At 67.4% G+C, this 26253-nt stretch carries 27 protein-coding genes; all 27 read left to right on the top strand.

Going from position 1 to position 26253, the window contains the following annotated elements:
- Positions 1 to 354 precede the first annotated feature (354 nt).
- A complete protein-coding gene (locus LZ605_RS05730; RefSeq protein WP_249844067.1) occupies positions 355 to 1572 on the top strand; it encodes a flagellin in 1218 nt (405 codons plus the stop codon).
- A 72-nt stretch (positions 1573 to 1644) separates the two neighbouring features.
- A complete protein-coding gene (locus tag LZ605_RS05735) occupies positions 1645 to 2835 on the top strand; it encodes a flagellin (protein ID WP_249844068.1) in 1191 nt (396 codons plus the stop codon).
- A gap of 86 nt (positions 2836 to 2921) precedes the next feature.
- Positions 2922 to 4100 carry a flagellin gene (locus tag LZ605_RS05740; RefSeq protein WP_107230464.1) on the top strand — a complete coding sequence of 393 codons (1179 nt, stop codon included), beginning with the start codon at positions 2922 to 2924 and terminating at the stop codon, positions 4098 to 4100.
- Between the two features lie 442 nt (positions 4101 to 4542).
- Positions 4543 to 5961 (top strand): flagellar filament capping protein FliD, encoded by a 1419-nt coding sequence (gene fliD / locus LZ605_RS05745; protein WP_249844069.1) that lies wholly within the window; start codon positions 4543 to 4545, stop codon positions 5959 to 5961.
- 128 nt (positions 5962 to 6089) lie between these two features.
- Entirely contained in the window at positions 6090 to 6506 is a 417-nt protein-coding gene (fliS, locus tag LZ605_RS05750; RefSeq protein ID WP_249844070.1) for a flagellar export chaperone FliS, read from the top strand.
- Entirely contained in the window at positions 6503 to 6796 is a 294-nt protein-coding gene (locus LZ605_RS05755) for a hypothetical protein (protein ID WP_249844071.1), read from the top strand. Before fliS ends, LZ605_RS05755 begins: the two co-directional genes overlap by 4 nt.
- Positions 6793 to 7371, top strand: a complete 579-nt coding sequence (locus LZ605_RS05760) for a PilZ domain-containing protein (protein WP_107230460.1) — start codon at positions 6793 to 6795, stop codon at positions 7369 to 7371. Before LZ605_RS05755 ends, LZ605_RS05760 begins: the two co-directional genes overlap by 4 nt.
- A gap of 91 nt (positions 7372 to 7462) precedes the next feature.
- Positions 7463 to 8095, top strand: coding sequence for a response regulator (locus LZ605_RS05765; protein ID WP_005413261.1), 633 nt, complete (start codon positions 7463 to 7465; stop codon positions 8093 to 8095).
- Positions 8096 to 8415: 320 nt separating this feature from the next.
- Entirely contained in the window at positions 8416 to 9825 is a 1410-nt protein-coding gene (gene rpoN, locus LZ605_RS05770) for an RNA polymerase factor sigma-54 (protein WP_249844072.1), read from the top strand.
- 14 nt (positions 9826 to 9839) lie between these two features.
- Positions 9840 to 10217 carry a response regulator gene (locus LZ605_RS05775; RefSeq protein WP_010485922.1) on the top strand — a complete coding sequence of 126 codons (378 nt, stop codon included), beginning with the start codon at positions 9840 to 9842 and terminating at the stop codon, positions 10215 to 10217.
- Positions 10214 to 11719, top strand: coding sequence for a sigma-54 dependent transcriptional regulator (locus tag LZ605_RS05780; RefSeq protein WP_249844073.1), 1506 nt, complete (start codon positions 10214 to 10216; stop codon positions 11717 to 11719). The genes LZ605_RS05775 and LZ605_RS05780 overlap by 4 nt, the downstream gene beginning before the upstream one ends.
- Positions 11720 to 11904: 185 nt before the next feature.
- Complete coding sequence (locus tag LZ605_RS05785) at positions 11905 to 12321, top strand: hypothetical protein (protein WP_249844074.1); 417 nt, start codon at positions 11905 to 11907, stop codon at positions 12319 to 12321.
- Positions 12322 to 12728: 407 nt separating this feature from the next.
- Positions 12729 to 13094, top strand: a complete 366-nt coding sequence (gene fliE, locus LZ605_RS05790; RefSeq protein ID WP_107230455.1) for a flagellar hook-basal body complex protein FliE — start codon at positions 12729 to 12731, stop codon at positions 13092 to 13094.
- Between the two features lie 13 nt (positions 13095 to 13107).
- Positions 13108 to 14754 carry a flagellar basal-body MS-ring/collar protein FliF gene (gene fliF / locus LZ605_RS05795; protein ID WP_249844075.1) on the top strand — a complete coding sequence of 549 codons (1647 nt, stop codon included), beginning with the start codon at positions 13108 to 13110 and terminating at the stop codon, positions 14752 to 14754.
- A 7-nt stretch (positions 14755 to 14761) separates the two neighbouring features.
- Positions 14762 to 15748, top strand: coding sequence for a flagellar motor switch protein FliG (gene fliG / locus LZ605_RS05800; RefSeq protein WP_057496445.1), 987 nt, complete (start codon positions 14762 to 14764; stop codon positions 15746 to 15748).
- A complete protein-coding gene (locus tag LZ605_RS05805; protein ID WP_249844076.1) occupies positions 15745 to 16386 on the top strand; it encodes a FliH/SctL family protein in 642 nt (213 codons plus the stop codon). The genes fliG and LZ605_RS05805 overlap by 4 nt, the downstream gene beginning before the upstream one ends.
- Positions 16383 to 17768, top strand: a complete 1386-nt coding sequence (locus LZ605_RS05810) for a FliI/YscN family ATPase (protein WP_249844077.1) — start codon at positions 16383 to 16385, stop codon at positions 17766 to 17768. The genes LZ605_RS05805 and LZ605_RS05810 overlap by 4 nt, the downstream gene beginning before the upstream one ends.
- Before the next feature lie 3 nt (positions 17769 to 17771).
- Positions 17772 to 18239 carry a flagellar export protein FliJ gene (gene fliJ / locus LZ605_RS05815; RefSeq protein ID WP_107230451.1) on the top strand — a complete coding sequence of 156 codons (468 nt, stop codon included), beginning with the start codon at positions 17772 to 17774 and terminating at the stop codon, positions 18237 to 18239.
- Positions 18239 to 19411, top strand: a complete 1173-nt coding sequence (locus tag LZ605_RS05820) for a flagellar hook-length control protein FliK (RefSeq protein WP_249844078.1) — start codon at positions 18239 to 18241, stop codon at positions 19409 to 19411. The genes fliJ and LZ605_RS05820 overlap by 1 nt, the downstream gene beginning before the upstream one ends.
- Before the next feature lie 161 nt (positions 19412 to 19572).
- Entirely contained in the window at positions 19573 to 20088 is a 516-nt protein-coding gene (locus LZ605_RS05825; protein WP_107230449.1) for a flagellar basal body-associated FliL family protein, read from the top strand.
- Between the two features lie 10 nt (positions 20089 to 20098).
- Positions 20099 to 21103, top strand: coding sequence for a flagellar motor switch protein FliM (gene fliM / locus LZ605_RS05830; RefSeq protein WP_249844079.1), 1005 nt, complete (start codon positions 20099 to 20101; stop codon positions 21101 to 21103).
- Entirely contained in the window at positions 21100 to 21435 is a 336-nt protein-coding gene (gene fliN / locus LZ605_RS05835) for a flagellar motor switch protein FliN (protein WP_005409543.1), read from the top strand. Before fliM ends, fliN begins: the two co-directional genes overlap by 4 nt.
- The gene (gene fliO / locus LZ605_RS05840; RefSeq protein ID WP_249844080.1) at positions 21432 to 21839 is read left to right on the top strand and encodes a flagellar biosynthetic protein FliO; all 408 of its coding nucleotides are present in this window, start codon (positions 21432 to 21434) and stop codon (positions 21837 to 21839) included. The genes fliN and fliO overlap by 4 nt, the downstream gene beginning before the upstream one ends.
- Before the next feature lies 1 nt (position 21840).
- Positions 21841 to 22620, top strand: coding sequence for a flagellar type III secretion system pore protein FliP (gene fliP / locus LZ605_RS05845; RefSeq protein WP_409461374.1), 780 nt, complete (start codon positions 21841 to 21843; stop codon positions 22618 to 22620).
- Positions 22621 to 22703: 83 nt separating this feature from the next.
- Positions 22704 to 22973: a flagellar biosynthetic protein FliQ gene (locus tag LZ605_RS05850; RefSeq protein WP_005413254.1), complete on the top strand. Its 270-nt coding sequence runs from the start codon at positions 22704 to 22706 to the stop codon at positions 22971 to 22973.
- Positions 22974 to 22986: 13 nt separating this feature from the next.
- Positions 22987 to 23778, top strand: coding sequence for a flagellar biosynthetic protein FliR (gene fliR, locus LZ605_RS05855; RefSeq protein WP_249844081.1), 792 nt, complete (start codon positions 22987 to 22989; stop codon positions 23776 to 23778).
- Positions 23779 to 24044: 266 nt separating this feature from the next.
- A complete protein-coding gene (locus tag LZ605_RS05860; protein ID WP_249844082.1) occupies positions 24045 to 26180 on the top strand; it encodes a putative bifunctional diguanylate cyclase/phosphodiesterase in 2136 nt (711 codons plus the stop codon).
- Positions 26181 to 26253 lie beyond the last annotated feature (73 nt).

The following is a 26253-nucleotide window of genomic DNA, read 5'->3' on the forward strand; positions in this document are numbered from 1 at the left end:
GCTGCCAGGCAAGGCCAGGCCAGTCCAGGCCATTCCAGGCCATTCCAGGCCATTCCAGGCCGATTTTCCGTGATTTCCCTTCAAGCCCGGCCCGGCCCCGCCGATACCTTCATCAGCGCTGGACGGGCCGTGCCCGACCGCCCCTTCCGCGGCACTTCAACCTTGGCAACAGGGCGAAAACCCCGGAAAAACAGCCCCCGGCAACGAATTACGGCTCCATTGGAATTCACGCCTAAAGGTTGTTGACAAAGCGCCGTTATTCATTTGGCAACGGCGAAGCACACAGCCACACAAAAAAACAGGCGGCGCTTCGTTTCATTCACCAACGGGTTCCATATAAGAGGAGACGACCCCATGGCACAGGTAATCAACACCAATACGATGTCGCTCAACGCTCAGCGCAACCTGAGCACCAGCGGCAGCTCGCTCGCCACCACCATCCAGCGCCTCTCGTCCGGCCTGCGCATCAACAGCGCGAAGGACGACGCCGCCGGCCTGGCCATCAGCGAGCGCTTCACCACCCAGATCCGTGGTCTGGACGTGGCCATCCGCAACGCCAACGACGGCATCTCGCTGGCCCAGGTCGCCGAAGGTTCGCTGAACGAAGTCGGCAACAACCTGCAGCGCATCCGCGAACTGGGTGTGCAGGCCTCCAACGCCACCAACTCGGCCAGCGACCGCAAGGCCCTGCAGGCCGAAGTGACCCAGCTGGTCAGCGAGATCGACCGCGTCGCCAAGCAGGCCGACTTCAACGGCACCAAGCTGCTGGACGGCAGCTTCACCAGCCAGCTGTTCCAGGTCGGCGCCAACGCCGGCCAGGCCATCGCCATCAACAGCGTGGTCAACGCCAAGGCCGATTCGCTGGGCGCAGCCACCTTCGCCAACGGCTACACCGGCACCGCGCTGGCCGTGGACAAGGCCGCCGCCGATACCACCTACTCCGGCCTGCAGGTCTCGGTGACCCCGCCGGGCGGCACCGCCACCACGGTCACCATCAGCGACTTCACGGTGAAGGCCGGCGAATCGATCAGCTCGGCCACCGCAGCGGCGATCAACAACAAGCTGGGTGAAACCGGTGTGGTCGCCTCGGTCAACGCCGGTGTGATCAGCCTGGCCTCGGTCAAGGATGGCCAGACCTTCGCCCTGGGCGTCAGCGCGGCCACCCCGCCGACCGGCGCCACCGCCGCCACCCTCGCCGGTCTGGGCCTGACCGAAAGCAGCACCAACGGCGGCACCCTGACCGGTGCAGCGGCCAGCTTCGTCAAGGACCTGAACGTCACCACCGCCGAAGGCGCGCAGAAGGCGATGTCCATCGTCGACAAGGCCCTGGAGTCGGTCAACAGCGTGCGCGCCGACCTCGGCGCGATCCAGAACCGCTTCACCTCGGTGGTGGCCAACCTGCAGACCTCCTCGGAGAACCTGTCCGCCTCGCGCAGCCGCATCCGCGATACCGACTTCGCCAAGGAAACCGCCGAACTGACCCGCACCCAGATCCTGCAGCAGGCCGGTACGGCCATGCTGGCCCAGGCCAACCAGGTGCCGCAGAACGTGCTCAGCCTGTTGCAGCGCTGACATGAGTCGCCCCCGGGGCACGTCGGGGGCGCCTAACCCAACTCACGTGCAACCGCTCAAGGACCTCTCCTCATGGCACAAGTCATCAACACCAATACGATGTCGTTGAATGCTCAGCGTAACCTGAGCACCAGCGGCAGCTCGCTGGCCACCACCATCCAGCGCCTGTCCTCCGGTTCGCGCATCAACAGCGCCAAGGATGACGCCGCCGGTCTGGCGATCTCCGAGCGCTTCGGCACGCAGATCCGCGGTACCGACGTGGCCATCCGCAACGCCAACGACGGCATCTCGCTGGCCCAGGTCGCCGAAGGTTCGCTGACCGAAATCGGCAACAACCTGCAGCGCGTCCGCGAGCTGTCGGTGCAGGCTTCCAACGCCACCAACTCGGCCAGCGACCGCAAGGCCCTGCAGGCCGAAGTGACCCAGCTGGTCAGCGAAATCGACCGCGTAGCCAAGCAGTCCGATTTCAACGGCACCAAGCTGCTGGACGGCTCGTTCTCCAGCCAGCTGTTCCAGGTCGGCGCCAACGCCGGCCAGGCCATCGCCATCGACAAGACCATCGATGCCAAGGCCAACGCCCTGGGCGGCGCCCGCTTCGACACCAACTCGCTGGCCCTGGCCGACCCGGGCACCAACGCTGACTTCAGCACCACCGGCCTGTCCATCAACGGTGTGGCCATCGCCGATGTCTCGGTCAAGCAGGGCGCCGACGCCGCTGCCACCGGCAAGGCCTCGCGTGAAGCCCTGGTGACCGCGATCAACGCCAAGATCGGCGAAACCGGCGTCTATGCCGAAGTCAACGGCACCACCGGCGTCACCCTGACCTCGGTCAAGGACAGCACCAACGCCGACGGCTCGTTCAAGGCCATCACCGCCACCCCGGGCACCTGGACCGGCGCCACCGCGCCGACCTTCACCGCCACCACCGCTGCGGCGGCACCGGCGGCGAAGTACGCCAGCAACCTGGACGTCAGCACCGTGAAAGGCGCCCAGCAGGCGATGGAAATCGTCGACAAGGCCCTGGGTGCGATCAACAGCACCCGCGCCGACCTCGGTGCGATCCAGAACCGCTTCACCTCGGTCGTGGCCAACCTGCAGACCTCGTCGGAAAACCTGTCCTCCTCGCGCAGCCGCATCAAGGACACCGACTTTGCCAAGGAAACCGCCGAACTGACCCGCACCCAGATCCTGCAGCAGGCCGGTACGGCCATGCTGGCCCAGGCCAACCAGGTGCCGCAGGGCGTGCTCAGCCTGCTGCGCTGATCCGCTCGCCGCTCGATCTCCGGGCGCTGCATGATGCGGCGCCCGGATCCTGAAACACGTTCCACCTCCGCCAAAGGAAAAGCACCATGGCACAAGTCATCAACACCAACACGATGTCGCTGAACGCTCAGCGCAACCTGAGCACCAGCGGCAGCTCGCTGGCCACCACCATCCAGCGCCTGTCCTCCGGTTCGCGCATCAACAGCGCCAAGGACGACGCCGCCGGTCTGGCGATCTCCGAGCGCTTCGGCACGCAGATCCGCGGTACCGACGTGGCCATCCGCAATGCCAACGACGGCATCTCGCTGGCCCAGGTCGCCGAAGGTTCGCTGACCGAAATCGGCAACAACCTGCAGCGCGTCCGCGAGCTGTCGGTGCAGGCGTCCAACGCCACCAACTCGGCCAGCGACCGCAAGGCCCTGCAGGCCGAAGTGACCCAGCTGGTCAGCGAAATCGACCGCGTAGCCAAGCAGTCCGATTTCAACGGCACCAAGCTGCTGGACGGCTCGTTCTCCAGCCAGCTGTTCCAGGTCGGCGCCAACGCCGGCCAGGCCATCGCCATCGACAAGACCATCGACGCCAAGGCCGGCTCGCTGGGCACCTCGACCTTCGCCAGCGGTGCAACCGCTGCGCTGGCCGCCAGCACCGACGGCGCCCGTTTCTCCGGCACCGTGATGGGCGTTGACATCGGCACCGTCGAAGTCAAGGCCGGTGCCACCACCGCCGATGCCTCCAAGGCCGTGGCCACCGCCATCAACGCCAAGATCGGCGAAGCCGGCATCTATGCTGAAGCCAATGCCGACGGCACGCTGAAGCTGAGCTCGGTGAAGGAAGGCAAGGCCGTGGCCGCTGCCGACATCGCGCTGATGCGCAGCGATTTCGATGGCACCGCCAAGACCTGGGGTACCGCTGCCGCCGCCGGTGCCTACACCGCTGGTGCCGATACCGCCGCCAACGTGCAGAAGCTGGACGTGAGCACCGTGCTCGGCGCACAGCAGGCACTGGAAGTGGTCGACAAGGCCCTGGGTGCGATCAACAGCACCCGTGCCGACCTCGGTGCGATCCAGAACCGCTTCACCTCGGTGGTGGCCAACCTGCAGACCTCGTCGGAAAACCTGTCCTCCTCGCGTAGCCGCATCAAGGACACCGACTTTGCCAAGGAAACCGCCGAGCTGACCCGCACCCAGATCCTGCAGCAGGCCGGTACGGCCATGCTGGCCCAGGCCAACCAGGTGCCGCAGGGCGTGCTCAGCCTGCTGCGCTGATCCACGGCAAGAAGGCGCCGCTACCGTCGAAGTGAATCGACGGTAGCGGCAACCTGGAAGCCAGGGTACTCGAAGGCGCGGGCCATGCCCGGCCCGGGAATCGTCCCGAACCGGCTTGGCATCGCCCGCCCCTGCGGACCTCTCTTTCAGCGCTGTACTCTTGACTGTACGTACCGGGCGGCTTCGTCTCCCCCCGATTGTCAGTAGCCTGATCCCTCCCCTGCTTTGGGGGAGGGTTTTTTGCAGACCCCCGGCAGCCTGCGGTGAACCCACCCGCACCCTGCCCCATCCCTCCTGCAACCTGCGTGCCAGAACCCGCCGCCAGAGCGTTGGCACGGCGCATGCATCAACGAAGTCCTCAAGACCCAGCGGCGCAGGCCGCTATTTTCGTTGACGACGGGCCACCGCACCGCGGCCAGGCCCGGATACCAGGAGAAACGACGTGGCAGACTTTGGATACGGTGGCATTGGCTCGGGACTGAACATCTCGGACATCGTCAACCAGCTGGTCGCGGCAGACCGCAAGCCCGCCGACAATGCGCTGAACCTGCAGCAGTCCAAGACCAAGATGCAGTTGTCGTCGATCGGCACCGTCACCTCGGCCTTCGACAAGCTGAAGACCGCGCTGACCGCGCTGAAGGCCACCACCGCCTTCGACACCCGCACCGTGACCGCCTCGGGCAAGGCCGGCCTCAACAATGCCGAGGACGTGCTGACCGCCTCGGTGGCGCTGTACGACCTGGGCACGACCAAGGCCGCCGCCTCCAATGGCACGCACATCGTCGATGTGACTTCGCTGGCCACCGCCCACAAGCTGATCGCCGACACCTCGGTGCCGAAAACCGACACCTTCGGTGCCGGGACCTTGACGCTGACCGTCGGTGTCGGTGACAAGGCCAAGACCATGAACGTGGAGGTGGAAGACGGCGATACGCTGACCACCATCCGCAACAAGATCGATGCCGCCGGCCGCAAGGAAGGCGTGCAGGCCACGCTGATCACCTCCGGTGACAACCAGTACCTGTCGATCGCCCAGGAAAAGACCGGTGCCGCCAACGCCATCAAGCTCGAGTACGGCGGCAGCGACCCGAAGCTGGGCGCACTGGTCGGCAGCCTGAAGCAGAACACCCCAGCCGCCGATGCCGAACTGACCATCGATGCCGTCAAGGTGGTCAGCGCCAGCAACACCGTGGCCGATGCCGTTCCGGGCCTTACCCTGAACCTGAAGGTGCCCGGCAAGAGCACCGTGGTGATCAGCACCGACACCACTGCGGCGACCAAGGTGATGCAGGAGTTCGTGACCGCCTACAACGCGGCGATCGCGGCGATCAACTCGGAAACCAAGTACGACGCCAAGACCAAGGAAGCATCGGCCCTGACCGGCGATGCCCAGATGCGCGGTGCCTCCAGCCAGCTGCGTTCGGTGATGGCCGGCGTGCTGAAGGAGCTTTCCGCCTCCGGGCTGGACCCGAAGGCGATCGGCCTGCAGACCCGCGGCTACCCCAATGCCGACGGCAGCCTGGTGCTGGATACCACCAAGTTCGCAGCCACCCTGGCCGCCCAGCCGGAGAAGGTGCGCCAGGCGATTACCGGTGACACCGGCGGCGCTGGCCAGCTGTACTCGCTGGTGGACGGCTACGTGAGCACCACGGTCGGCAAGGAAGGCGCCTTTGTTGCACGCACCAAGGGCCTGAACACCACCCTGGACAACATCGACAAGCGCCGCAAGGACCTCGACACGCGCATGAAGAGCGTGGAAGAGCGCTACAAGAAGCAGTTCATCGCGCTGGACAGCCTGATGGGCAAGCTGCAGCAGAGCAACACCGCACTGCAGCAGCAGCTGGCGCAGTTGAATCGCTGACAACGCGTGTGCAGCGCTCAAGTTTGGCGCGCAACGCACCGATAACGGACGCAACAGCAATCATCGCCGGGCCGTCGGCTGCGATCACCCTGATCGCCCGGCGGCGCCCAGCGCAAGGAGAATCACGAATGTACGGTTCCAGCCGTCAGTACGCCGAGCAATACCGCCAGGTGGGTGTAACCAGCGCGGTCGCCGATGCCGATCCGCACAAGCTGGTGGCGATGCTGCTGGCCGGCGCGCTGGAGCGTGTGCGCCGCGCCCTGGCCAGCCTGGAACGCGGCGACCAGGCCGGCAAGGGCAAAGCGATCGGCGAAGTCTGTGCGATTGTCGGCCACCTCAACGGCTCGCTGGATCATGAGGCCGGTGGCGAGATCGCCGCCAATCTGTCCTCGCTCTACGACTACGTGCTGCAGCGCCTCACCGAAGCCAACCTGCACAATGACCGTGCCGCGCTGGACGAGGCTCTGCAGCTGCTCGGCGAGATCGACAGCGCCTGGAACGCGATTCCGCAGGAACAGCGCCGCCCGGCCGCGGTGGCACCATGAGCCTGCACGAACTGCACGCACAGCTGGATGCCTTCGAGAAGGCGCTGGGCGAAGACACGCTCGACCAGGCCGACAGCCTGCTCGATGGCCACGACAGCACCCTGCATGCCCTGCTCAGCCAACCGCTGACCGCGGCCGACCACGCCCCGCTCACGGCACTGTTCGAACGCCAGCAGAACCTGCTGGGCCTGCTGCGCCAGCGCCGCGATGCGGTGGCTGCACTGATGAACGATGGCCAGCGCTCTCTTCGCGCGGCGCATGCCTACCTGCAGGCAGAATCGCTGGTATGACCCTGCTGCCCACCACCTCGCTGCATCATCCGGCCGAGAGCGAACTGTTCGACGAGACCCTGAGCTGCGAGCTGGCCCTGCCGGCCGAGTTCCAGGCCGGCAGCGCGGCGGGCCGTACCAGCAGCGCCGAAGGGCTGCTGCGCAGCCTGGCGCTGGTGGAGGACAGCCGCATCGACGAGCACGAAGAACGCAGCGAAGCCAGCCTGCAGCTGCAGCGCGTGGAAGCCAAGCTCGACCTGGCGATGGTGCTGCTGGGCCGCCTGGTGCGCCAGCAGGGCCAGGAACTCACGCTGCGCCCGGTGCGCTGGTCACGCCGCGGCATCCGCCTCCAGCTCGGCCCACGCAGTGGCGCCAGCGCGGGTCAGGCCGGTGTGGTCCGCCTGCAACCCAGCGACTGGTTGCCCGATCACATCGACCTGCCGGTGGAAGTGGTGGCCGAAGCCGCCGACGGCAGTGGTGGGCATTTCCTGTGGCTGCGCTTCCAACGGCTGGGCGATGGCCTGGAGATGGCCATGGAGCGGCACCTGTTCCGCCTGCACCGCCGGCAGGTGGCCGAGGCGCGTCGCGCCCGTTGAATCGTGCCTGCGGGCGCGCGAAGGCCAACCCTTGGCGCGCCCGTTCAGCTAAGTTAAGGTGGGCTCCCCTGGACGGATCTGCTGCGTGCCTGTGCGAGTTCTCATCGTCGACGATCACACCCTCGTCCGTGCCGGCCTGGCGCGGCTGCTGCAGGGGTTTGCCGACGTGCAGCTGGTCGCTGAGGCCAGCAACGCCGAGCAGGCACTGCAGCTGGCCCTGCAGCACGCACCGGACGTGGTGCTGATGGACCTGTCGCTGCCCGGCCGGACCGGCCTTGAGGCGCTCAGCGATATCCGCCTGCGTGCCCCTGGCACCCGGGTGGTGATGATGACCATGCACGACGACGCCGCCCATGTCCGCGATGCGTTGGATCGCGGCGCGGTGGGTTTTGTGGTCAAGGACGCGGCGCCGCAGGAGCTTGAGCTGGCGCTGCGCGCCGCACATGCCGGCCAGGTGTTCCTGAGCCCGCAGATCTCGGCCAAGATGCTGGCACCGATGCTCGGCCGCGAGAAGCCCACCGGCATCGCCGCATTGTCACCGCGCCAGCGCGAGATCCTGCGCCGCATCGGCAAGGGTGAGAGCAACAAGGAAATCGCCGCCGACCTGGGCATCAGCGTCAAGACCGTGGAGACCCATCGTGCGCGCATGATGGAATCACTGGGCTGCCGCCGCGCCAATGATCTGCTGCTGCTGGCCGCGCGCCACCAGCACGAGCTGGAGTAAGCACCGGCATTGGGATCAGACCCCTTTCCCATGGAAAGGAATCCGCCCCCGCGCCTCCTGCATCGACGACGAAATTCCGTCGCTCCGACACGCCCCGACAGGAATCCGTACACGACGGACAGCGGGCATGGCAGATCCAGCACCACGAATCAATGCCTTAGCTTCGCTCATCGTCAATATCCTGCGCCCATGTAGGGGTTTTCCTTACATCCCGTCAGGATTTCCATGAGCACCCTCAGGAACCCCCCGATTCCGCCTGCGCCGGATGAAAAGCAAGATGCGTTCCACAAGGCGCCGGGGAGCGGTGCCGGGGAACCACGATGAAGGCTGCACTCTCGACCCAGCTGGGCCAACAACTTCACCTCACCCCGCAGCTGCTGCAGTCGATCCGGCTGCTGCAGCTCGATGGCCTGCACCTGGAACAGGAAATCCAACGCCTGCTGGACTCCAACCCGCTGCTGGAGATCGAAGAGGCCGAAGCGCCCGCCGCCGACGCCAACGATGCCAGCGCCACCACGCTGGACACCGCTGCCTTCGACGAACTGCCCGAGTCGTCGATGTGGGATGTCACCGGCGCCAGCTGGCAGGACGGTGACGATGACCGCATGGCGCGCATCGCCGCAGGCGAATCGAGCGATCCGCAGCTGCGCGTGCTGCAGCGCCTGTCGCTGGACATGGACGATCGCCAGCTGGCGGTGGCGGCGTTCTGGTTGGACCATTGCGACGAGGCCGGCTATCTGCAGGCACCGCTGGACCAGCTGCAGCTGCTGGCCAGTGCACAGTTCGATATCGCCGCCGACGGCGTGGAAGCCATCCGCCAGCAGCTGCTGCACGGCGAGCCGGCCGGCATGGCCGCGCAGGATCTGCGCGAGGGCCTGTTGGCGCAGCTGCGCAGCCTGCATGGCGTGGTGCCTGCGCGGCACCTGGCCGCACGCATCCTGGACGGCGCACTGGACGCGCTGGCCGCGCATGACTACCCCGCCCTCGCCCGCCAGCACGACGCCGAGATCGACGACGTGCGCGAGGCGGTGCGCCTGATCCTCTCGCTGCAACCGCGCCCGGGCGACAGCCTGCTGCCCGAGCGCAACGCCGTGGTGGTACCTGACGTGGTCGCCTGGCATGCCGACAATCAATGGAAGGTGGCGCTGAACCCGGCCACCAGCCGCCGCGTCTCGATCAACAGCCAGTACGAACAGGCGCTGGCCGACAGCAGCGAGGCCGCCCCAGCGCTGCGCGAGATGCTGCAGGAAGCGCGCTGGTTCAGCCGCGGCCTGTCGATGCGCTATGACACGCTGCTGCGCACCGCGCGGGTGATCGTCGAGCGCCAGGCCGCGTTCCTGGTGCGTGGCGAGGAAGCCATGGCGCCGCTGACCCTGAAGGAAGTGGCTGAGGAGATCGGCATGCACGAGTCCACGGTCTCGCGCATCACCACCGGCAAGTTCCTGCAGACCCCGCGCGGCACCTTCGAACTGAAGCACTTCTTCGCCGTGCGCCTGGAAGGTGCCAGCGTCTCCGGCCAGGCGGTCAAGGCCATGGTCCGGCGCCTGATCGACGCCGAGCCGGCCGGCCGCCCGCTGGCTGACGAGGCCATCGCCGGCCTGTTGTCGCGCCAGGGGGTGAACATTGCACGCCGAACCGTCGCAAAATACCGAGAACAACTGGATATCGCCCCGGCCCGCGAACGGCGCCGGCTCAGCGCCAGGCAACCGCAGCTGGCCCGGGTGGGCTGAAAAGGATGTTGGACATGAACAAGCTCACGGTCCTGCTGGTCGATGACCACGAGGGCTTCATCAATGCGGCGATGCGTCATTTCCGCAAGATCGACTGGCTGCAGATCGTCGGCAGCGCCGGCAACGGCCTGGAAGCCATCGAACGTTCGGAGACGCTGCGCCCGCAGGTGGTGCTGATGGACCTGGCCATGCCGGAAATGGGCGGCCTGCAGGCCACCCGCCTGATCAAGTCCCAGGACGATGCCCCCTACATCGTGATCGCCAGCCACTTCGACGACGCCGAGCACCGCGAACACGCACTGCGCGCCGGCGCCGACAATTTCGTCAGCAAGCTGTCCTACATCCAGGAAGTCATGCCGATCCTGGAAGGCCTCAGGGAGGATCGATCGTGAGCGAATCGCGCATCCTTGTACTGGACAACGACGCCGTGCGCGCCGAGCGCACCGTTGCCCTGCTGGAATTCATGGACTTCAATCCGCGCTGGGTCTCCGACGCGGCCGACTTCGACCTGGGCCGGCAGCGCCAGAACGACTGGATGGCGGTGATCGTCGGCAGCCTGGACGACAGTGCCGCCAGCACGGCGCTGTACCACTGGCTGGGTGGCAGCAGCCTGCCGCCACCGGTGCTGCTGGCCGATGGTGATGCCGCTGCCTTCGCGCAGCTGCATGGCCTGCACGAAGCCAACATCTGGCCGCTGGAAACGCCACTGCGTCACGCGCAGATGGAAGCCCTGCTGCGCCGCGCCAGCCTCAAGCGCCTGGATGCCGAGCACCAGGCCGGTGCCGTGCAGGACCAGGGACCGACCGGCAATGGCCCGGCCGTTACCGAACTGCGCACCATGATCGAGCAGGTGGCCGCGTTCGATACCACCGTGCTGGTGCTCGGCGAATCGGGCACCGGCAAGGAAGTGGTCTCGCGTGCAATCCACCAGCGCTCGCCGCGTCGTGATGGCCCGTTCGTGGCGATCAACTGCGGCGCCATTCCGGCCGACCTGCTGGAAAGCGAACTGTTCGGCCATGAGAAGGGCGCTTTCACCGGCGCATTGACCGCACGCAAGGGCCGTTTCGAAATGGCCGAGGGCGGCACCCTGCTGCTGGATGAAATCGGCGACATGAGCCTTCCGATGCAGGTCAAGCTGCTGCGCGTGCTGCAGGAACGCAGCTTCGAGCGGGTGGGCGGCAACCAGACCATCCGCTGCAATGTGCGCGTGGTCGCCGCGACCCATCGCGACCTGGAAACCCGCATTGCCGAGGGCAAGTTCCGCGAGGATCTGTTCTACCGCCTGAACGTGTTCCCGATCGACGTGCCGGCCCTGCGCGAACGTCGCGAAGACCTGCCCGCGCTGGTGGAAACCATCGCCGCGCAGCTGGCCCGCACCGGCCGTGGCGAAGTGCGCTTCACCGCGGAGGCCCTGCAGGCCCTGGCCGGATACGAATGGCCGGGCAACGTGCGCGAACTGACCAATCTGGTCGAGCGCCTGGCGGTGCTGCATCCGGGCGGGTCGGTGCGCGTGCAGGACCTGCCGGCCCGCTACCGTGGCGATACCGCACTGGCTGTCGCCCCGGCTGCGGCTCCGGCGCCGTCGGTGGCCAGTGAAGAACGCCTGGACCTGCGCAGCTTCTCGTTCCACACCCCGGGCAGCGGCAACCAACCGGCGCTGGAACACGGGATTGCCGTCAATCGCCCGGCGGCGCCCGCAGCGCTGCCCGACGACGGCCTGGACCTGCGCAACCACATGGCCAACATCGAACTGGGCCTGATCAACGAAGCACTGGAACGCACCCAGGGCGTGGTCGCCCACGCCGCCCAGCTGCTCGGCCTGCGCCGCACCACCCTTGTGGAGAAGCTGCGCAAGTACGGCATCGAACGCGAGCAGGCCGAACTGGCCAGCTGAACCGCGTTGCCAGGATGAAGGGGGCACCAACGCCCGGGCTTGCCCGGGCGTTGGTGTTTCCAGAATCCGGGGTTAGATCCCTTTCCTGCGGAAAGGGATCTGACCCCATTGCATTTGCAGGTTTTCCTAAAGACAACGCAGCTGCGATGCGGAGCATGGCAGGAACACTCCAAGGAGGTTCCATCGTGCAACGCCTTACCCTGCTCACCGCCCTGCTCTGCCCAGCCCTGGCTGGCGCCGCCGACTGCACCCTGCCCACCACGCTGGACCAGCGTCAGTTCACCAACTTCAGCGACCCGCTGTACGCGCCGGACAACCCCAACGCCGGGCGCATGGTCCAGGTCAGCTTTGCCGGCAACCAGTACGTGCTGGATATCCTCGGCACCGACCTGCGCATCGGCGGCAGCTACCGCTACCAGCGCCTGGCCCCGCATATCGCGGAGATCCGGATGAGCGAAAGCCACCCGGCCGGCGTCGCCCACTACACCCTGCTGCTGACCTGCCTGAGCGATCGCCAGGGCCGCTTCATCTACACCCAGCACGACGGCCCCATCCCGCCGCGCCAGCGCCAGAATTCCGGCCACTGGACCCTGCACCCTTAGGCCAGAAAACCGACGCCGGTTAAATGGCGCCACGACCGGGGTCAGAGCCCGTTGCACGGCAACGGGATCTGCCCCCCCTCCGAGCAGTGCCGACCAACGGTCGACACCCACCTTCAGATCACAGAGAACTGTCGAAGGCGGGGTGGGTCCGGTTGCGGGGGCGTGAGCCGCATGGATGCGGCGATTGAGCCTCCATGGACGGATTTACGGCGTCCCCCGCAACCGGACCCACCCCGCCCCCTCAGTAGACCGGCTTTTGACGTTGACGTTGATTCGGCAGGGCGCGGGGTGCAACCCCACAAAACACACCCCCACCCTCACTTCACTGAATCGAAAACCGGTTTCGGCACGGCACTTGCACCTGCTCCAGCAGACAACCCCATCCCCTGTTTCTGGAACCGTTGCAGATGTCCCACTCCGTCACGTCGATCCTTTCGCAGATCCGCTCCTATCAGACCCAGATGGGACAGCCGGCGCTCAACCCGCTGGCCGAAGCGCCGCGCAGCAATGCCCTGCCGGGAGCGGTCCTGGATGCCCCGCAGGCGCAGCCGGCCAGCTTCACCGAGACCCTGCGCGGTGCGATCGCCGGCGTCAACGATGCGCAGCAGAAATCCGGCGCGCTGGCCAAGGCCTTCGAACTGGGCGACCCCAGCGCCGACCTGGCCAAGGTGATGGTCGCCTCACAGCAGTCCCAGATCGCCTTCCGCGCCACCGTGGAAGTCCGCAACCGTCTCGTCCAGGCCTACCAGGACGTGATGAACATGCCGCTGTAAGGAACGTTGACGCATGGCACTGACGCTTTCCAAGGACAGCCTGAACGCCGAGAAGGCCGGGCAATGGTTCGACCGCCTGCAGAGCCTGCAGATCACCCGTCGGCTGGGCCTGATGGCGATGATCGCCGTGGCGGTGGCGGCGGGCCTGGCCGTGTTCTTCTGGTCGCAGAAGCCGGGCATGGTGCCGCTCTACACCGGCCTGGACCAGAAGGCCACTGCTGAAGCCACCGACCTGCTGCGCGCCGCGCAGATTCCGTTCGCCCTCGATCCGGCCACCGGTGGCATCACCGTGCCGGAAAAGAACCTGCACGATGCCCGCCTGAAGCTGGCGGGCTCGGGCTTGACCGACAGTGGCAAGCTGGGCTTCGAGCTGATGGAACGCGACCCCGGCTTCGGCGTCAGCCAGTTCGTGGAAAGCGCCCGCTACCAGCACGCGCTGGAAACCGAGCTGTCGCGCACCATCAACACGCTGCGCCCGGTGCGCGACTCGCGCGTGCACCTGGCCATTCCCAAGCCCAGCGCCTTCACCCGCCAGCGCGACGTGGCCAGTGCCTCGGTCACCCTGGAACTGCGCGGTGGCCAGCAGCTGGAGCGCAGCCAGGTCGATGCCATCGTGCACATGGTGGCGGCCAGCATTCCCGACCTGGCCCCGGAACGGGTGACCGTGGTCGACCAGAGCGGGCGCATGCTCAGCGTCAGCGATCCGAACAGCGAGGCGGCCGTCAACGCCGCCCAGTTCGAGCAGGTGCGCCGCCAGGAAACCTCGTTCAACCAGCGCATCCGCGAACTGCTGGAACCGATGACCGGCACCGGCCGCGTCAATCCGGAAGTGAGCGTGGACATGGACTTCTCGGTGACCGAGGAAGCCCGCGAACTCTACAACGGTGAACCGCAGAAGCTGCGCAGCGAGCAGATGAGCGAGAACACCACCAGCACCCCGGGCCCGCAGGGCGTACCGGGCGCGACCAGCAACAGCCCGCCGGGCCAGCAGGCCGCGCCCGCCACCGCGCAGGCGCCGACCGAAAGCAGCAAGAACGCTACCCGCAACTACGAGCTGGACCGCACCCTGCAGCACACCCGGCAGCCGGCCGGGCGCATCAAGCGTGTCTCGGTGGCAGTGCTGGTGGACAACGTGCCGCGCGCTGGTGCCAACGGCAAGGTGAGCCCACAGCCGCTGTCGGCCGCCGAACTGACCCGCGTTGAAGCCCTGGTCAAGCAGGCGGTCGGCTTCAACGCCGAGCGCGGCGACACCGTGTCGGTGATGAATGCCCCGTTTGTGCGCGACACCACGCCGGTGGAAGGCCCGGCCTGGTGGGAGCTGCCCTGGGTGCACGATGCCGGGCGCATGCTGCTGGGCGCCGTGGTGGTACTGGCGCTGCTGTTCGGCGTACTGCGCCCGGCGCTGCGTGCGATCACCGGCCAGGGCAAGAAGAACGAGAACCAGGCACTGGAGCCGCACACCGCGGACGTGCAGCTGGTGGACGACGATGGCCTCCCGCTGCCGGCACTGGGCGCGGACCGGGCCAGCCTGGGAGGGCCGGATGCGCTGGCCCTGCCGGTGGACTCTTACGAGGAACGACTGCGGATGGCGCGTGAAGCCGTGAAGACCGACTCCAAGCGTGTGGCCCAGGTGGTCAAGGGTTGGGTGGCCAATGACTGAGCCGCAATTGACCGGCGTGCAGCGCGCGGCCGTGCTGCTGCTGTCCCTCGGTGAGCTGGACGCAGCCGAAGTGCTGCGCCACATGGAGCCCAAGGAAGTGCAGAAGATCGGCATCGCCATGGCCACCATGACCGACATCACCCGCGAGCAGGTAGAGCGTGTGATGGACCAGTTCGGCCAGGAACTGGGCTCGAAGACCTCGCTGGGCGTGGGCTCGGATGACTACATCCGCAACATGCTGGTGCAGGCGTTGGGCAGCGAAAAGGCCGGCAATCTGATCGACCGCATCCTGCTGGGCCGCAACACCACCGGCCTGGACGCGCTGAAGTGGATGGACCCGCGTGCGGTGGCCGACCTGGTGCGCAACGAGCACCCGCAGATCATCGCCATCGTGATGGCCCACCTGGAAACCGACCAGGCCGCCGACGCGCTGAAGCTGCTGCCCGACCGCACCCGCGTGGACGTCCTGCTGCGCATCGCCACCCTCGACGGCATTCCGCCGAACGCACTCAATGAGCTCAACGAGATCATGGAGCGCCAGTTCGCCGGCAACCAGAACCTGAAGTCGTCCAACATCGGCGGCGTGCAGTGTGCGGCCAACATCCTCAACTTCATGGACAGCGGCCAGGACCAGGCGATCCTGGGCGAGATCGCGCGCATCGATGCGCCGCTCAGTGGCCGCATCCAGGACCTGATGTTCGTGTTCGACGATCTGGTCGACCTGGACGACCGCGAGATGCAGCTGGTGCTGCGTGAGGTGAGCGGCGAGCGGCTGGGCCTGGCCCTGCGTGGTGCCGACATAAAGGTACGCGACAAGATCACCCGCAACATGTCCCAGCGCGCGGCCGAGATTCTGCTGGAGGACATGGAAGCCCGTGGCCCGGTGCGCCTGTCCGACGTGGAAGGCGCGCAGCGCGAGATCCTGGCCATCGTCAAGCGCATGGCCGATGAAGGCACCGTCACCATCGGTGGCAGTGCGGAGGCCATGCTGTGAGCAACGTCGTGCGCTGGCTTGCCCCGGATCTGCTGGCCCGGCCCGAACCGGTGCTGGACCAGGAAGATGCCTTCGAGCTGACTGAACCGGATCCGGACCACGCACCGGAACCACCACTGCAGCTGCCCACGCTGGAGGAAATCCAGGCCATCCAGGACAGCGCCGAGAAGGAAGGCTTCGAGCACGGCCACGCCGAAGGCTATGGCCAGGGCCAGGCCGAGATCCGCCGGCTTGCCGCGCAGATCGAAGGCATCCTGGACAACTTCAGCCGCCCGCTGGTGCGCCTGGAAAACGAAGTGGTCGGCGCACTGGGCGAACTCGCGGTGCGCATCGCCGGTGCATTGGTCGGCCGCGCCTACGAGGCCGAGCCGGCGCTGCTGGCGCAACTGGTCGGTGAAGCCATCGATGCCGTCGGTGGCAGCAGCCGCGAAGTGGAAGTACGGTTGCACCCGGACGATATCGCCGCCCTCGCCCCCCTGCTCAGCCTGTCCCCGCAGCAGCGTCTGGTGCCCGACACCAGCCTCAGCCGCGGTGACCTGCGCGTGCACGCCGAAGCCGTGCGCATCGACGGCACCCTGGAAGCGCGCCTGCGCGGCGCACTGGACGCAGTGATCCGCCAGACGGGAGCCAGCGCATGACGCCCGAACCCCTGCCGTCCCCGCCGCCAGCCGACTGGGCGGTCGCACGCAACCTGCGCCTGGCCCGGCGCCTGGAAGGACTGCGCGTGGATACCACCCATGGCCGCGGCCTGATCCGTGAGGGCGTGCTGCGCCGCGCGGTCGGGCTGACGCTCGAAGCGGTCGGCTGCGAAGCGCCGCTGGGCGCCAGCTGCAAGGTGGAAGTGGTCGATGGCGGTTGGGTCGACGCCGAAGTGGTTGGCTTCGCCGGCGAACGTACCTACCTCATGCCCAGCGCCGAACTGCACGGCCTGCTGCCCAATGCACGCGTGGTGCCCTCGGCCCGCCGTGGCGGCGTGGAAGTGGGCGAAGGCCTGCTTGGCCGCGTCATCGACAGCGATGGCGTGCCGCTGGATGGCAAGGGTCCGATCCGCGCCGAAGGCCATGTCGGCATGGCCGGCGTGTCGATCAATCCGCTGGCCCGCGAGCCGATCACCCAGCCGCTGGACGTCGGCGTGCGCGCGATCAACGCGCTGCTGCCGATCGGTCGTGGCCAGCGTGTCGGCCTGTTCGCCGGCTCCGGCGTCGGCAAATCGACGCTGCTGGGCATGATGACCCGCTACACCGCCGCCGACGTGATCGTGGTCGGGCTGATCGGTGAACGAGGCCGCGAAGTGCGCGACTTCGTCGAAACCACGCTGGGCGAAGAAGGCCTGCGTCGCGCGGTGGTGGTGGCCAGCCCCGCCGACCGGCCGCCGCTGGCGCGCCTGCACGGTGCCTACCGCGCCACCGCCATCGCCGAATGGTTCCGCGACCAGGGCCTGAACGTCCTGCTGCTGATGGATTCGCTGACCCGCTTTGCCCAGGCGCAGCGCGAGATCGGCCTGTCGGTGGGCGAACCGCCGACCACCCGCGGCTATCCGCCATCGGTGTTTGCCAAGCTGCCGGCGCTGGTCGAACGGGCCGGCAACGGGGCCAAGGGCCGCGGTTCGATCACCGCGTTCTACACCGTGCTGACCGAGGGCGACGACCCGCAGGATCCGATTGCCGATGCTGCGCGCGCGATCCTTGACGGCCATATCCTGCTGTCGCGCCGCGTGGCCGACAGTGGCCTGTACCCGGCCATCGACGTCGAATCGTCGGTCAGCCGCGTGGTCACCGAAATCGCCGACGAGCCGTGGCGCCTGCGCATCCGCAAGCTGAAGCGGCTGGTCTCGGCCTACTCGGCCAACCGCGACCTGATTGCCATCGGCGCCTACCAGCGCGGCAACGATGCGGCCACCGACGAAGCTCTGGAACGCTGGCCGGAAATCATGGAATTCCTCGGCCAGGACGTTGCCAAGGCCGCAGATCTCCCGCACAGCCAGGCGGCACTGCAGCGCCTGGTGGAACATGAGAGTTAAGGCATGAACCAGTCCAAGCGCATCGACCCCCTGCTCAAGCGGGCCCAGGAACATGAGGACGCGGTGGCCCGTGACCTGGCCGAGCGCCAGCGCGTGCTCGACACCCACCTATCGCGACTGGACGAACTGCGCCGCTACGCCGAGGAGTACGCCAACGCACAGATGGCGGCCACCAGCCCGGCGCAGCTGCTCAATCGCCGCGCCTTCCTCGACCGGCTGGACAGTGCGGTGGAACAGCAGCAGGCCACCGTCAACGGCAATCGCGAAAAAGTGGAAGCCGAGCGTGCGCGGCTGATCCTGGCCAGCCGCGACAAGGCCGTGCTCGAGCAGCTGGCCGCCAGCTATCGTGCACAGGAAAAGGTGGTGACCGACCGCCGCGACCAGCGCGAGATGGACGATATCGGTGCCCGCCGTGCACGCCTGGTGCAGAACGAAGACCAGGACGGCAGTGAACAGGGAGGTCGCCCGTGATGCCTACCGCGCTTTCCGGCAGCGCCAGCGCTTCCACCTCGGCCACCGGCACCGCGGCGGGCCGTGGCGCGCGCAATGAAAGCAGCAAGGATTTCAGCCAGCTGCTACAGGGCGGCCCCGCGCCATCGGCGCCGGCGCGGGCAGGCGATACCGCCTCCGCACCGAGCACGTCCGCATCGGGCCAGGCAGCGACCTCGGATGGCAACGGGCGTACGCGCAACGAGCGCACCGCAGAACCCGACGCGGCTGGCAATGAACCGGCGACGGCGCCGCCGTTGCCGCCGGGCACGGCCGAGCCCTCCCCCGACAAGGACAAGGCGCTGGCCAGCGACGACGCGCCGTGGCCCCCGCTGGGTCTGGCCGGGCTGGTGCTGGCCGTCGCGGTTCCGGTTGATCCGGCAACCGCCCTGCCCACCGCCCCCGCCGCCGTTGCCAGCAGCGGTAGCGCATTGCCCGACACCGCAGTGCCGGCCACCACGCCGGCCTTGCCGATCGCCGCCACTGCCGGTGCACCGGCAGCGGCCACCGCGAGCACAACCGCCGCGCCCACCGCCGACGATGCCGGCGCCTTGCCCTTGCCGGAGCTGGTCCTGCCTGGCAGCAAGCGCGGTGAGCAGGGCGACGGCAGCGACCTGACCGCGATCGGCGACCGTGCCGCGACGCCGCTGCTGCATGCCCCCACCCCTGCGGCGCTGCAGGAACTGAAGTCGGCGCTTGCCACCGGTACTGCCATCTTCAACGGTGAACCGACGCCGAAGCCGGTACTGGGCGACGATGGTTTCGACCAGGCCATCGGCACACGCCTGGGCTGGCTGGCCGACCAGAAGATCGGCCATGCCCATATCCGGCTCAGCCCGGATGACATGGGCCCGGTGGACGTGCGCCTTCAGCTCAACGGCGACAAGGTGCACGCCAGCTTCAGCAGCCCGCACGTGGATGTGCGCCAGGCGCTGGAAAGCAGCCTGCCGCGCCTGCGCGAACTGCTGGGCGAACAGGGCTTCCAGCTGGCCCATGCCGATGTCGGTCATCAATCACCGGGCGGTGACGGTCAAGCGTCGGGGCAGGCCGGCAGCGGCGGCATGATGGGTGACGGAGAACCGTCGCCGGGCGACGCCGGGATGTCGTCCGCGCAGATGATCCGCCAGCGCGGGTTGCTGGACGCCTACGCCTGACAGGCGTGCCAACCAAGGTTGGCACCCACCAGAACAACGGTAGCGCCGGGCCATGCCCGGCGGAACGCCGGGAACCCGACGGAAATCCGTCGCACCCCTCGCCCCGCCTTCGGCACACCCCTTGCATATCCCGGTGAAGCAACCCTCAGGAGCTTCACCCCGTGGCCGCAGCCGCTGACAAAACCAAGAAGACCGCCGAGAAGGACAAGGCCGCCAAGCCGCGCAGTCCGATCCTGATCACCGCCTTGGTGGCCGTACTGGCCGCCGCAGCCGCCGGTGGCGGCGTCTGGTTCTTCACCCAGTCCAAGCATGAAGAGAAGGCCGCGCAGGCCCCGAAGAAAGCTGCTGCGCCGGCGCCGGCCCAGTACTTCGCGCTGGATCCGGCCTTCGTGGTCAACCTCAATGGCCCGGTTGACGGTCCGCGCTACCTGCAGCTGGAAGTGCAGCTGATGACCCGCGATCCGGCCGCGCTGGAAGCGATCAAGACCCATGCGCCGGCCATCCGTGCACGGCTGCTGATGCTGTTCTCGCAGGTCAGCCCCGACCAGATCGCCGACATCGCCGGCAAGCAGAAGCTGCAGGCCGCCTCGCTGGCCGAAGTGCAGAAAGTGCTCAAGGCCGAGACCGGCAGCAACGGCGCCGACGATCTGCTGTTCACCAGCTTCGTGACCCAGTAAGGGCCCACCGATGAATGACCTGCTGTCCCAGGACGAGATCGATGCCCTGCTCCACGGTGTGGACAGTGGCGCGGTCGAGACCGATGCGGAACCGCCTTCGGGCGAGGCACGTTCGTACGACTTCGCCAGCCAGGACCGCATCATCCGCGGTCGCATGCCCACCCTGGAGATGGTTCATGAGCGCTTCGCGCGCCTGTGGCGCATCGGCCTGTTCAACCTGATCCGCCGCTCGGCTGAACTGTCGGTGCGCGGCATCGAGCTGATCAAGTTCAACGACTACATGCACTCGCTGTATGTGCCGACCAACCTGAACCTGATCCGCTTCAAGCCGCTGCGTGGCACCGGCCTGATCGTGTTCGAACCGACCCTGGTGTTTGCCATCGTCGACAACTTCTTCGGCGGCGACGGGCGCTACCCCACCCGCATCGAAGGCCGCGAGTTCACCGCCACCGAAATGCGGGTGATCCACCTGCTGCTCAAGCAGACCTTCGCCGATCTGCGCGAAGCCTGGGCACCGGTGATGGATGTCGACTTCGAGTACATCAACTCGGAAATCAATCCGCACTTCGCCAACATCGTGACGCCGCGCGAGTACGTGGTGGTCTGCCGCCTGCACGTCGAGCTTGACGGCGGCGGCGGCGACATCCACGTCACCCTGCCCTATTCGATGCTCGAGCCGATCCGCGAGCTGCTCGATGCCGGCATCCAGAGCGACCGCAACGACCGCGACGAGAGCTGGGGCCAGACCCTGCGCGAACAGCTCAACGTCGCCGAGGTGACCCTGTCCAGCGTGCTGGCCAGCAAGCGCATGACCCTGCGTGACCTGACCCAGCTGAAAGTCGGCGACATCCTGCCGATCGAGCTGACCCCGCAGGTGCCGCTGTGCGTGGAGAACATCCCGGTGTTCACCGGTGAGTTCGGCATCGCCAACGGCATGAACGCGGTGAAGATCACCGCTACCCATCCGCCGGGCACCCGTCCGCGCGTACCCGTCATCCAGGAAGACCCGCAATGAACGATATCGACGCCCTCGAACCCACCCCGGCCCAGTTCAGCAGCCTGCAGGCCGACGAGGCGAACGGCCCGGACCTGAACCTGGACGTGATCCTCGATGTGCCGGTGACCCTGTCGCTGGAAGTGGGGCGCGCGCGCCTGCCGATCCGCAACCTGCTGCAGCTCAACCAGGGCTCGGTGGTGGAACTGGAACGCGGCGCTGGCGAATCGCTGGATGTGTTCGTCAACGGCACCCTGATCGCCCACGGTGAGGTGGTGGTGATCAATGACCGCTTCGGCGTGCGCCTGACCGATGTGGTCAGCCCGAGCGAGCGGATCCGGAGACTGCGTTGATCGCGCTGGCCTCCACCCTGCTGGCGGTCGGCAAGGCCGCCACACCGGTCGGCCAGCACGCGGCGGCCGCGCCGAGCCTGTTCGGCGCGGTGCTGGCGCTGCTGGCCGTGCTGGCCCTGGTCGTTGGCCTGGGCTGGCTGCTCAAGCGCATGCCCGGCAGCGGCTTCCGCCCGGCCGAAGGCATGAAGCTGGTGGCCAGCCTCAGTGTCGGCGCCAAGGAACGCGTGGTGGTGGTCGAGGTCAACGGCCAGCAGCTGCTGCTGGGCGTGACTGCCGGCGGCATCAACACCCTGCACACCCTGCCCGAACCGCTGCCGCCCCCGGCGCCGGTGCGCGTGCCGGATTTCAAGAACCTGCCGAATTTCGCCCAGCTGCTGCAGCAGCGGCTGCGCAAGGACCCCTGACATGCGTGTCACCCGTTCCCGTTTCGCCGCGCTGATGCCGTGGCTGATCCTGCTCACCCTGTGCCTGTTGCCGGCGCTGGCCTTCGCCGCGCCCGGCGCGCCGGCCACGCCGCTGCCGGACATCAACGTGGGCAAGATCGGCGGTGCGCCGGTCAGCCTGCCGTTGCAGACGCTGCTGCTGATGACGGCGATCACGCTGATCCCGTCGATGCTGCTGGTGCTGACCTCGTTCACCCGCATCATCATCGTGCTGGGACTGCTGCGGCAGGCGCTGGGCACCGGGCAGACGCCGTCCAACCAGGTGCTGCTGGGCCTGGCCCTGTTTCTCACTGCAATGATCATGCTGCCCACCTGGGACAAAGCCTGGAGCACGGGCATGGCGCCCTACCTCAACGGTGACATCGACTTCCAGACCGCCTGGACGATGACTACCCAGCCGCTGCGTGCGTTCATGCTGGCCCAGATCCGCGAGACCGACCTGATGACCTTTGCCGGCATCGCCGGGCACGGTACCTACGCCAGCCCCGACGCGATTCCGTTCCCGGTGCTGGTCGCCTCGTTCGTCACCAGCGAACTGAAGACCGCCTTCGAGATCGGCTTCCTGATCTTCATTCCGTTCGTGATCATCGATCTGGTGGTGGCCAGCGTGCTGATGTCGATGGGCATGATGATGCTGTCGCCGATGCTGGTCTCGGCCCCGTTCAAGATCCTGCTGTTCGTGCTGGTCGATGGCTGGGTGCTGACCGTGGGCACGCTGGCGGCCAGCTTCAATCCGGCCTGATTCAACCCCGAAATGGCCGTCGAGCATGGCTCGACGCTACATGAGCTCGCCGGGCACGGCCCGGCGCTACCGATGGAAAGACCATGTCTCCCGAACTTGCCCTGACTGAACTGCGTGGCGGCCTGATCACCGTGTTGTGGGTGGCCGGCCCGCTGCTGCTGACCGTACTGGTGGTGGGCGTGGTGGTCGGCGTGGTGCAGGCCGCGACCCAGCTCAACGAACCGACCATCGCCTTCGTCGCCAAGGCGGCGGCACTGACCGCGGTGCTGTTCGCGCTGGGCAGCCTGCTGATCGGCCACCTAGTCGAGTTCACCACGCTGCTGTTCCAGCGCATCCCGCACCTGATCGGCTAGGACGCACGCTTCGATGGACGCCGCCACCCAGATGGCAGCCGACGGCCTGCAGGCCTTCGGCATGATCGGCACGGTGTTGTGGACGCTGCTGCGCATCGGTGCGGTGGCCATGGCCATGCCCATGGTCGGCACGCGCGCGGTACCGGCGCGGATCCGCGTGATCCTGGCCGCCACCCTGGCCATCGCACTGGCGCCGCTGCTGCCGCCGGTACCGGACTGGACCGGCTTTGACGCGGCCACCGTGCTCACCATTGCCCGCGAGCTGGCCATTGGGGTGGCCATCGGCTTCCTGTTGCGGCTGGTGTTCGAGGCCGGTGCGCTGGCCGGCGAACTGATCGCCCAGGGCACCGGCCTGGCCTTCGCGCAGATGAGCGACCCGCTGCGTGGCGGCACCTCCGGCGTAATCGGACAGTGGTTCTACCTGCTGTTCGGGCTGCTGTTCTTCACCGCCAATGGTCACCTCGCGCTGATCTCGCTGATGGTGGACAGCTATCGCGCACTGCCGATCGGCACACCGTTGCCCGACCCGCATGCGTTCTTCAGCATCGCCCCGACCTTCCTGCTGACCGTGCTGCGTGGTGCGCTGACGCTGGCCATTCCACTGACGGTGGCGATGTTGGCGGTGAATCTGGCCTTCGGCGTATTGGCCCGTGCCGCGCCGGCGCTCAACCCGATCCAGCTCGGCCTGCCGGTGTCGCTGCTGCTGGGTCTGTTCCTGCTGGCGCTGTTGGCCGGGGAAATGGGCCCGCCGGTCCAACGCCTGTTCGATGCGGCCTTCCAGGCGGCGGACGCGGTCACGCGCTGACCCGCCCTCCTGTACCGTCGACCCATGCCAGTCGAGCATGGCTCAACGCTACAAGGGCAAAGCAAGCCAAGCATCGGCTCTACCCGGGGGGCACGAGGGCCGGATTTCACGTCCTGCCGCTTGAAGTCCCCCCGGGTCTGCGCGTTAGAGTGAATGCGCGACGTCCAGGGGGGACGCCGCACCTGGCCGGCGCGCCTGCGCGACGGCCTGCCTCATGCATGCCCCACCGTAGTTTCCGTCGACAGGCAGGTCCGGGAGACTGACGAATGCTGGTAGGCACGTACAACCCATGGCTGGTGGCGACCTCACTGCTGGTTGCCGTGATGGCTTCCTATACCGCGCTGGCCATGGCCGGGCGCACCGTCACCGCCCCCGGCAAGGGCGCGGCATGGTGGTGGCGGCTGGGAGGGGGCTTCGCAATGGGCCTGGGCATCTGGTCGATGCATTTCATCGGCATGCTCGCCTTCGATCTGCCCATACCGCTGGGCTACGACCTGCCGATCACCCTGCTCTCGCTCACCCTGGCCATTGCCTCCTCGGTGTTCGCACTGTGGCTGGTGTCTCTGCGCACGCTGCCGCATCCACGCCTGGCTGGCGGCGCACTGCTGATGGGCACTGGCATCGCCGGCATGCACTACGTCGGCATGGCCGCCATGCGCATGCAGCCGGGCATCGACTACGACCCCGGCTGGCTGCTGTTCTCGCTGCTGGTGGCGGTGGCCGCCTCCTGGACCGCGTTGTATGTGGCGTTCCGCCTGCGCGCGCAGCGCACCCGGGTTGGAGACCGGCTGGCGGCGGCGGGCATGCTCGGCCTGGCCATCGTTGGCATGCATTACACCGGCATGGCGGCCGCGCGCTTCCCCGAAGGCAGCATCTGCGGCGCGGCGGTGGGTGACGGCCTGCAGAACGACTGGCTGGCGATGCTGGTGGTGGTGCTGACCGTGGCCATCCTGGCCGTGGTGCTGGTGGTGTCCTGGCTGGACCAGCGCGTGGAAGCGCAGCTGCTGCGCCTGCGCAATTCAATGTTGAGCACCTCGTTGACCGATGCGCAGCAGGAACTGACCCAGGCCGCCCTGCACGACCCGTTGACCCGCCTGCCCAACCGCCTGCTGTTGCAGCGGCGCATCGTGCAGGCGTTGGCCGAAGCCGAACAGGGTGGCAGCCGCTTCGCGGTGATGTTCATGGACCTGGACGGCTTCAAACAGGTCAATGATGCCTATGGCCACCAGGCCGGCGACGCGCTGCTGGTGGCCGTGGCCGAGCGCACCCGCCAGCTGTTGCGCCCGCATGACCTGCTGGCGCGGCTGGGCGGCGACGAGTTCGTGATGGTGGTGCGAATCGAACACGATGAAGACCTGCCCACCCTGGCCCGACGCATCCTGCAGGCGGTCGGCAGCGGTCCACTGCTGCCGGACAACGAACTGCAGGTCACCGCCAGCATCGGCGTGGCGATCTGCCCGGACCATGCCGCAAGCGAACGCCAGCTGATGGCCTTCGCCGATGCGGCGATGTACCAGGCCAAGGAATCCGGACGCAATGCCTTCGTGCTGTTCGCCGACTGGATGAACGACAGCGCCGAGCAGCAGTTCCGCCTGCTGGCCGACCTGCGCCGCGCGATCGGCAGCGAGCAGTTGTTCCTCCACTACCAGCCCAAGATCCGCGTGGCCACGCAGAAGGTGGCCGGTGCCGAAGCCCTGATCCGCTGGCGCCACCCCGAGCACGGCCTGATTCCACCGGACCGCTTCATCCGCCTGGCCGAGCGCAGCGGCGCGATCAACGAGATCGGCCGCTGGGCGCTGGACCAGGCGTGCCAGCAGCTGCGCCGCTGGCATGATGCCGGCCATGACGGCTGGTCGATGTCGGTGAACCTTTCGCCGGTGCAGTTCAGCTCGCCGCATCTGCTGCAGGATGTGCGCGAGGTGATCGAGCGCCACCAGATCATCCCGCGCCATCTGGTGCTGGAAATCACCGAAAGCACGGTGATGCGCGATACCGATACCAGCCTGCGCCTGTTGCAGGCACTGTCGGCACTGGGCGTAGGCATCTCCATCGACGACTTCGGCACCGGCTATTCCAGCCTGCTGTACCTGAAGCGGCTGCCGGCCACCGAGATCAAGATCGACCACGCCTTCGTGCGCGACCTGGAGCACAGCGCCGAAGACGTGGTGATCGTCTCGGCGATCGTGGCGCTGGGCCACGCACTGGACATGGACATCGTGGCTGAAGGCGTGGAAACCGCCGCCCAGCGCGCCTACCTGGAGCGGCTGGGCTGCGACTACCTGCAGGGCTACCTGCTCGGCCGCCCGGTCGATGCCGCGCGCTTCATGCAGCTGCACGACCTGCCGCGGCCACGGGTGGAGCTGGCGCAGAACCCACCCCCTGGCGACAACGCTCCCTTGTAGCGCCGAGCCTGCGCTCGGCTCCCGCCGGGCATGGCCCGGCGCTACCATCGGGTATCGATCCGCGGTAGATCCA

This window comes from Stenotrophomonas maltophilia, from assembly GCF_023518235.1.
Lineage (GTDB): Bacteria > Pseudomonadota > Gammaproteobacteria > Xanthomonadales > Xanthomonadaceae > Stenotrophomonas.

Excerpts from the sequence above, each read along its gene's own strand:
- fliF (WP_249844075.1), top strand. The coding sequence starts at position 13,108 with ATGGCACTGACGCTTTCCAAGGACAGCCTGAACGCCGAGAAGGCCGGG.
- fliM (WP_249844079.1), top strand. The coding sequence starts at position 20,099 with ATGAATGACCTGCTGTCCCAGGACGAGATCGATGCCCTGCTCCACGGT.
- LZ605_RS05860 (WP_249844082.1), top strand. The coding sequence starts at position 24,045 with ATGCTGGTAGGCACGTACAACCCATGGCTGGTGGCGACCTCACTGCTG.
- fliP (WP_409461374.1), top strand. The coding sequence starts at position 21,841 with ATGCGTGTCACCCGTTCCCGTTTCGCCGCGCTGATGCCGTGGCTGATC.
- fliN (WP_005409543.1), top strand. The coding sequence starts at position 21,100 with ATGAACGATATCGACGCCCTCGAACCCACCCCGGCCCAGTTCAGCAGC.
- LZ605_RS05775 (WP_010485922.1), top strand. The coding sequence starts at position 9,840 with ATGAACAAGCTCACGGTCCTGCTGGTCGATGACCACGAGGGCTTCATC.
- fliE (WP_107230455.1), top strand. The coding sequence starts at position 12,729 with ATGTCCCACTCCGTCACGTCGATCCTTTCGCAGATCCGCTCCTATCAG.
- fliR (WP_249844081.1), top strand. The coding sequence starts at position 22,987 with ATGGACGCCGCCACCCAGATGGCAGCCGACGGCCTGCAGGCCTTCGGC.
- LZ605_RS05730 (WP_249844067.1), top strand. The coding sequence starts at position 355 with ATGGCACAGGTAATCAACACCAATACGATGTCGCTCAACGCTCAGCGC.
- fliJ (WP_107230451.1), top strand. The coding sequence starts at position 17,772 with ATGAACCAGTCCAAGCGCATCGACCCCCTGCTCAAGCGGGCCCAGGAA.
- LZ605_RS05820 (WP_249844078.1), top strand. The coding sequence starts at position 18,239 with ATGCCTACCGCGCTTTCCGGCAGCGCCAGCGCTTCCACCTCGGCCACC.
- LZ605_RS05755 (WP_249844071.1), top strand. The coding sequence starts at position 6,503 with ATGAGCCTGCACGAACTGCACGCACAGCTGGATGCCTTCGAGAAGGCG.
- LZ605_RS05760 (WP_107230460.1), top strand. The coding sequence starts at position 6,793 with ATGACCCTGCTGCCCACCACCTCGCTGCATCATCCGGCCGAGAGCGAA.
- LZ605_RS05810 (WP_249844077.1), top strand. The coding sequence starts at position 16,383 with ATGACGCCCGAACCCCTGCCGTCCCCGCCGCCAGCCGACTGGGCGGTC.
- LZ605_RS05850 (WP_005413254.1), top strand. The coding sequence starts at position 22,704 with ATGTCTCCCGAACTTGCCCTGACTGAACTGCGTGGCGGCCTGATCACC.
- fliS (WP_249844070.1), top strand. The coding sequence starts at position 6,090 with ATGTACGGTTCCAGCCGTCAGTACGCCGAGCAATACCGCCAGGTGGGT.
- rpoN (WP_249844072.1), top strand. The coding sequence starts at position 8,416 with ATGAAGGCTGCACTCTCGACCCAGCTGGGCCAACAACTTCACCTCACC.
- LZ605_RS05740 (WP_107230464.1), top strand. The coding sequence starts at position 2,922 with ATGGCACAAGTCATCAACACCAACACGATGTCGCTGAACGCTCAGCGC.
- LZ605_RS05735 (WP_249844068.1), top strand. The coding sequence starts at position 1,645 with ATGGCACAAGTCATCAACACCAATACGATGTCGTTGAATGCTCAGCGT.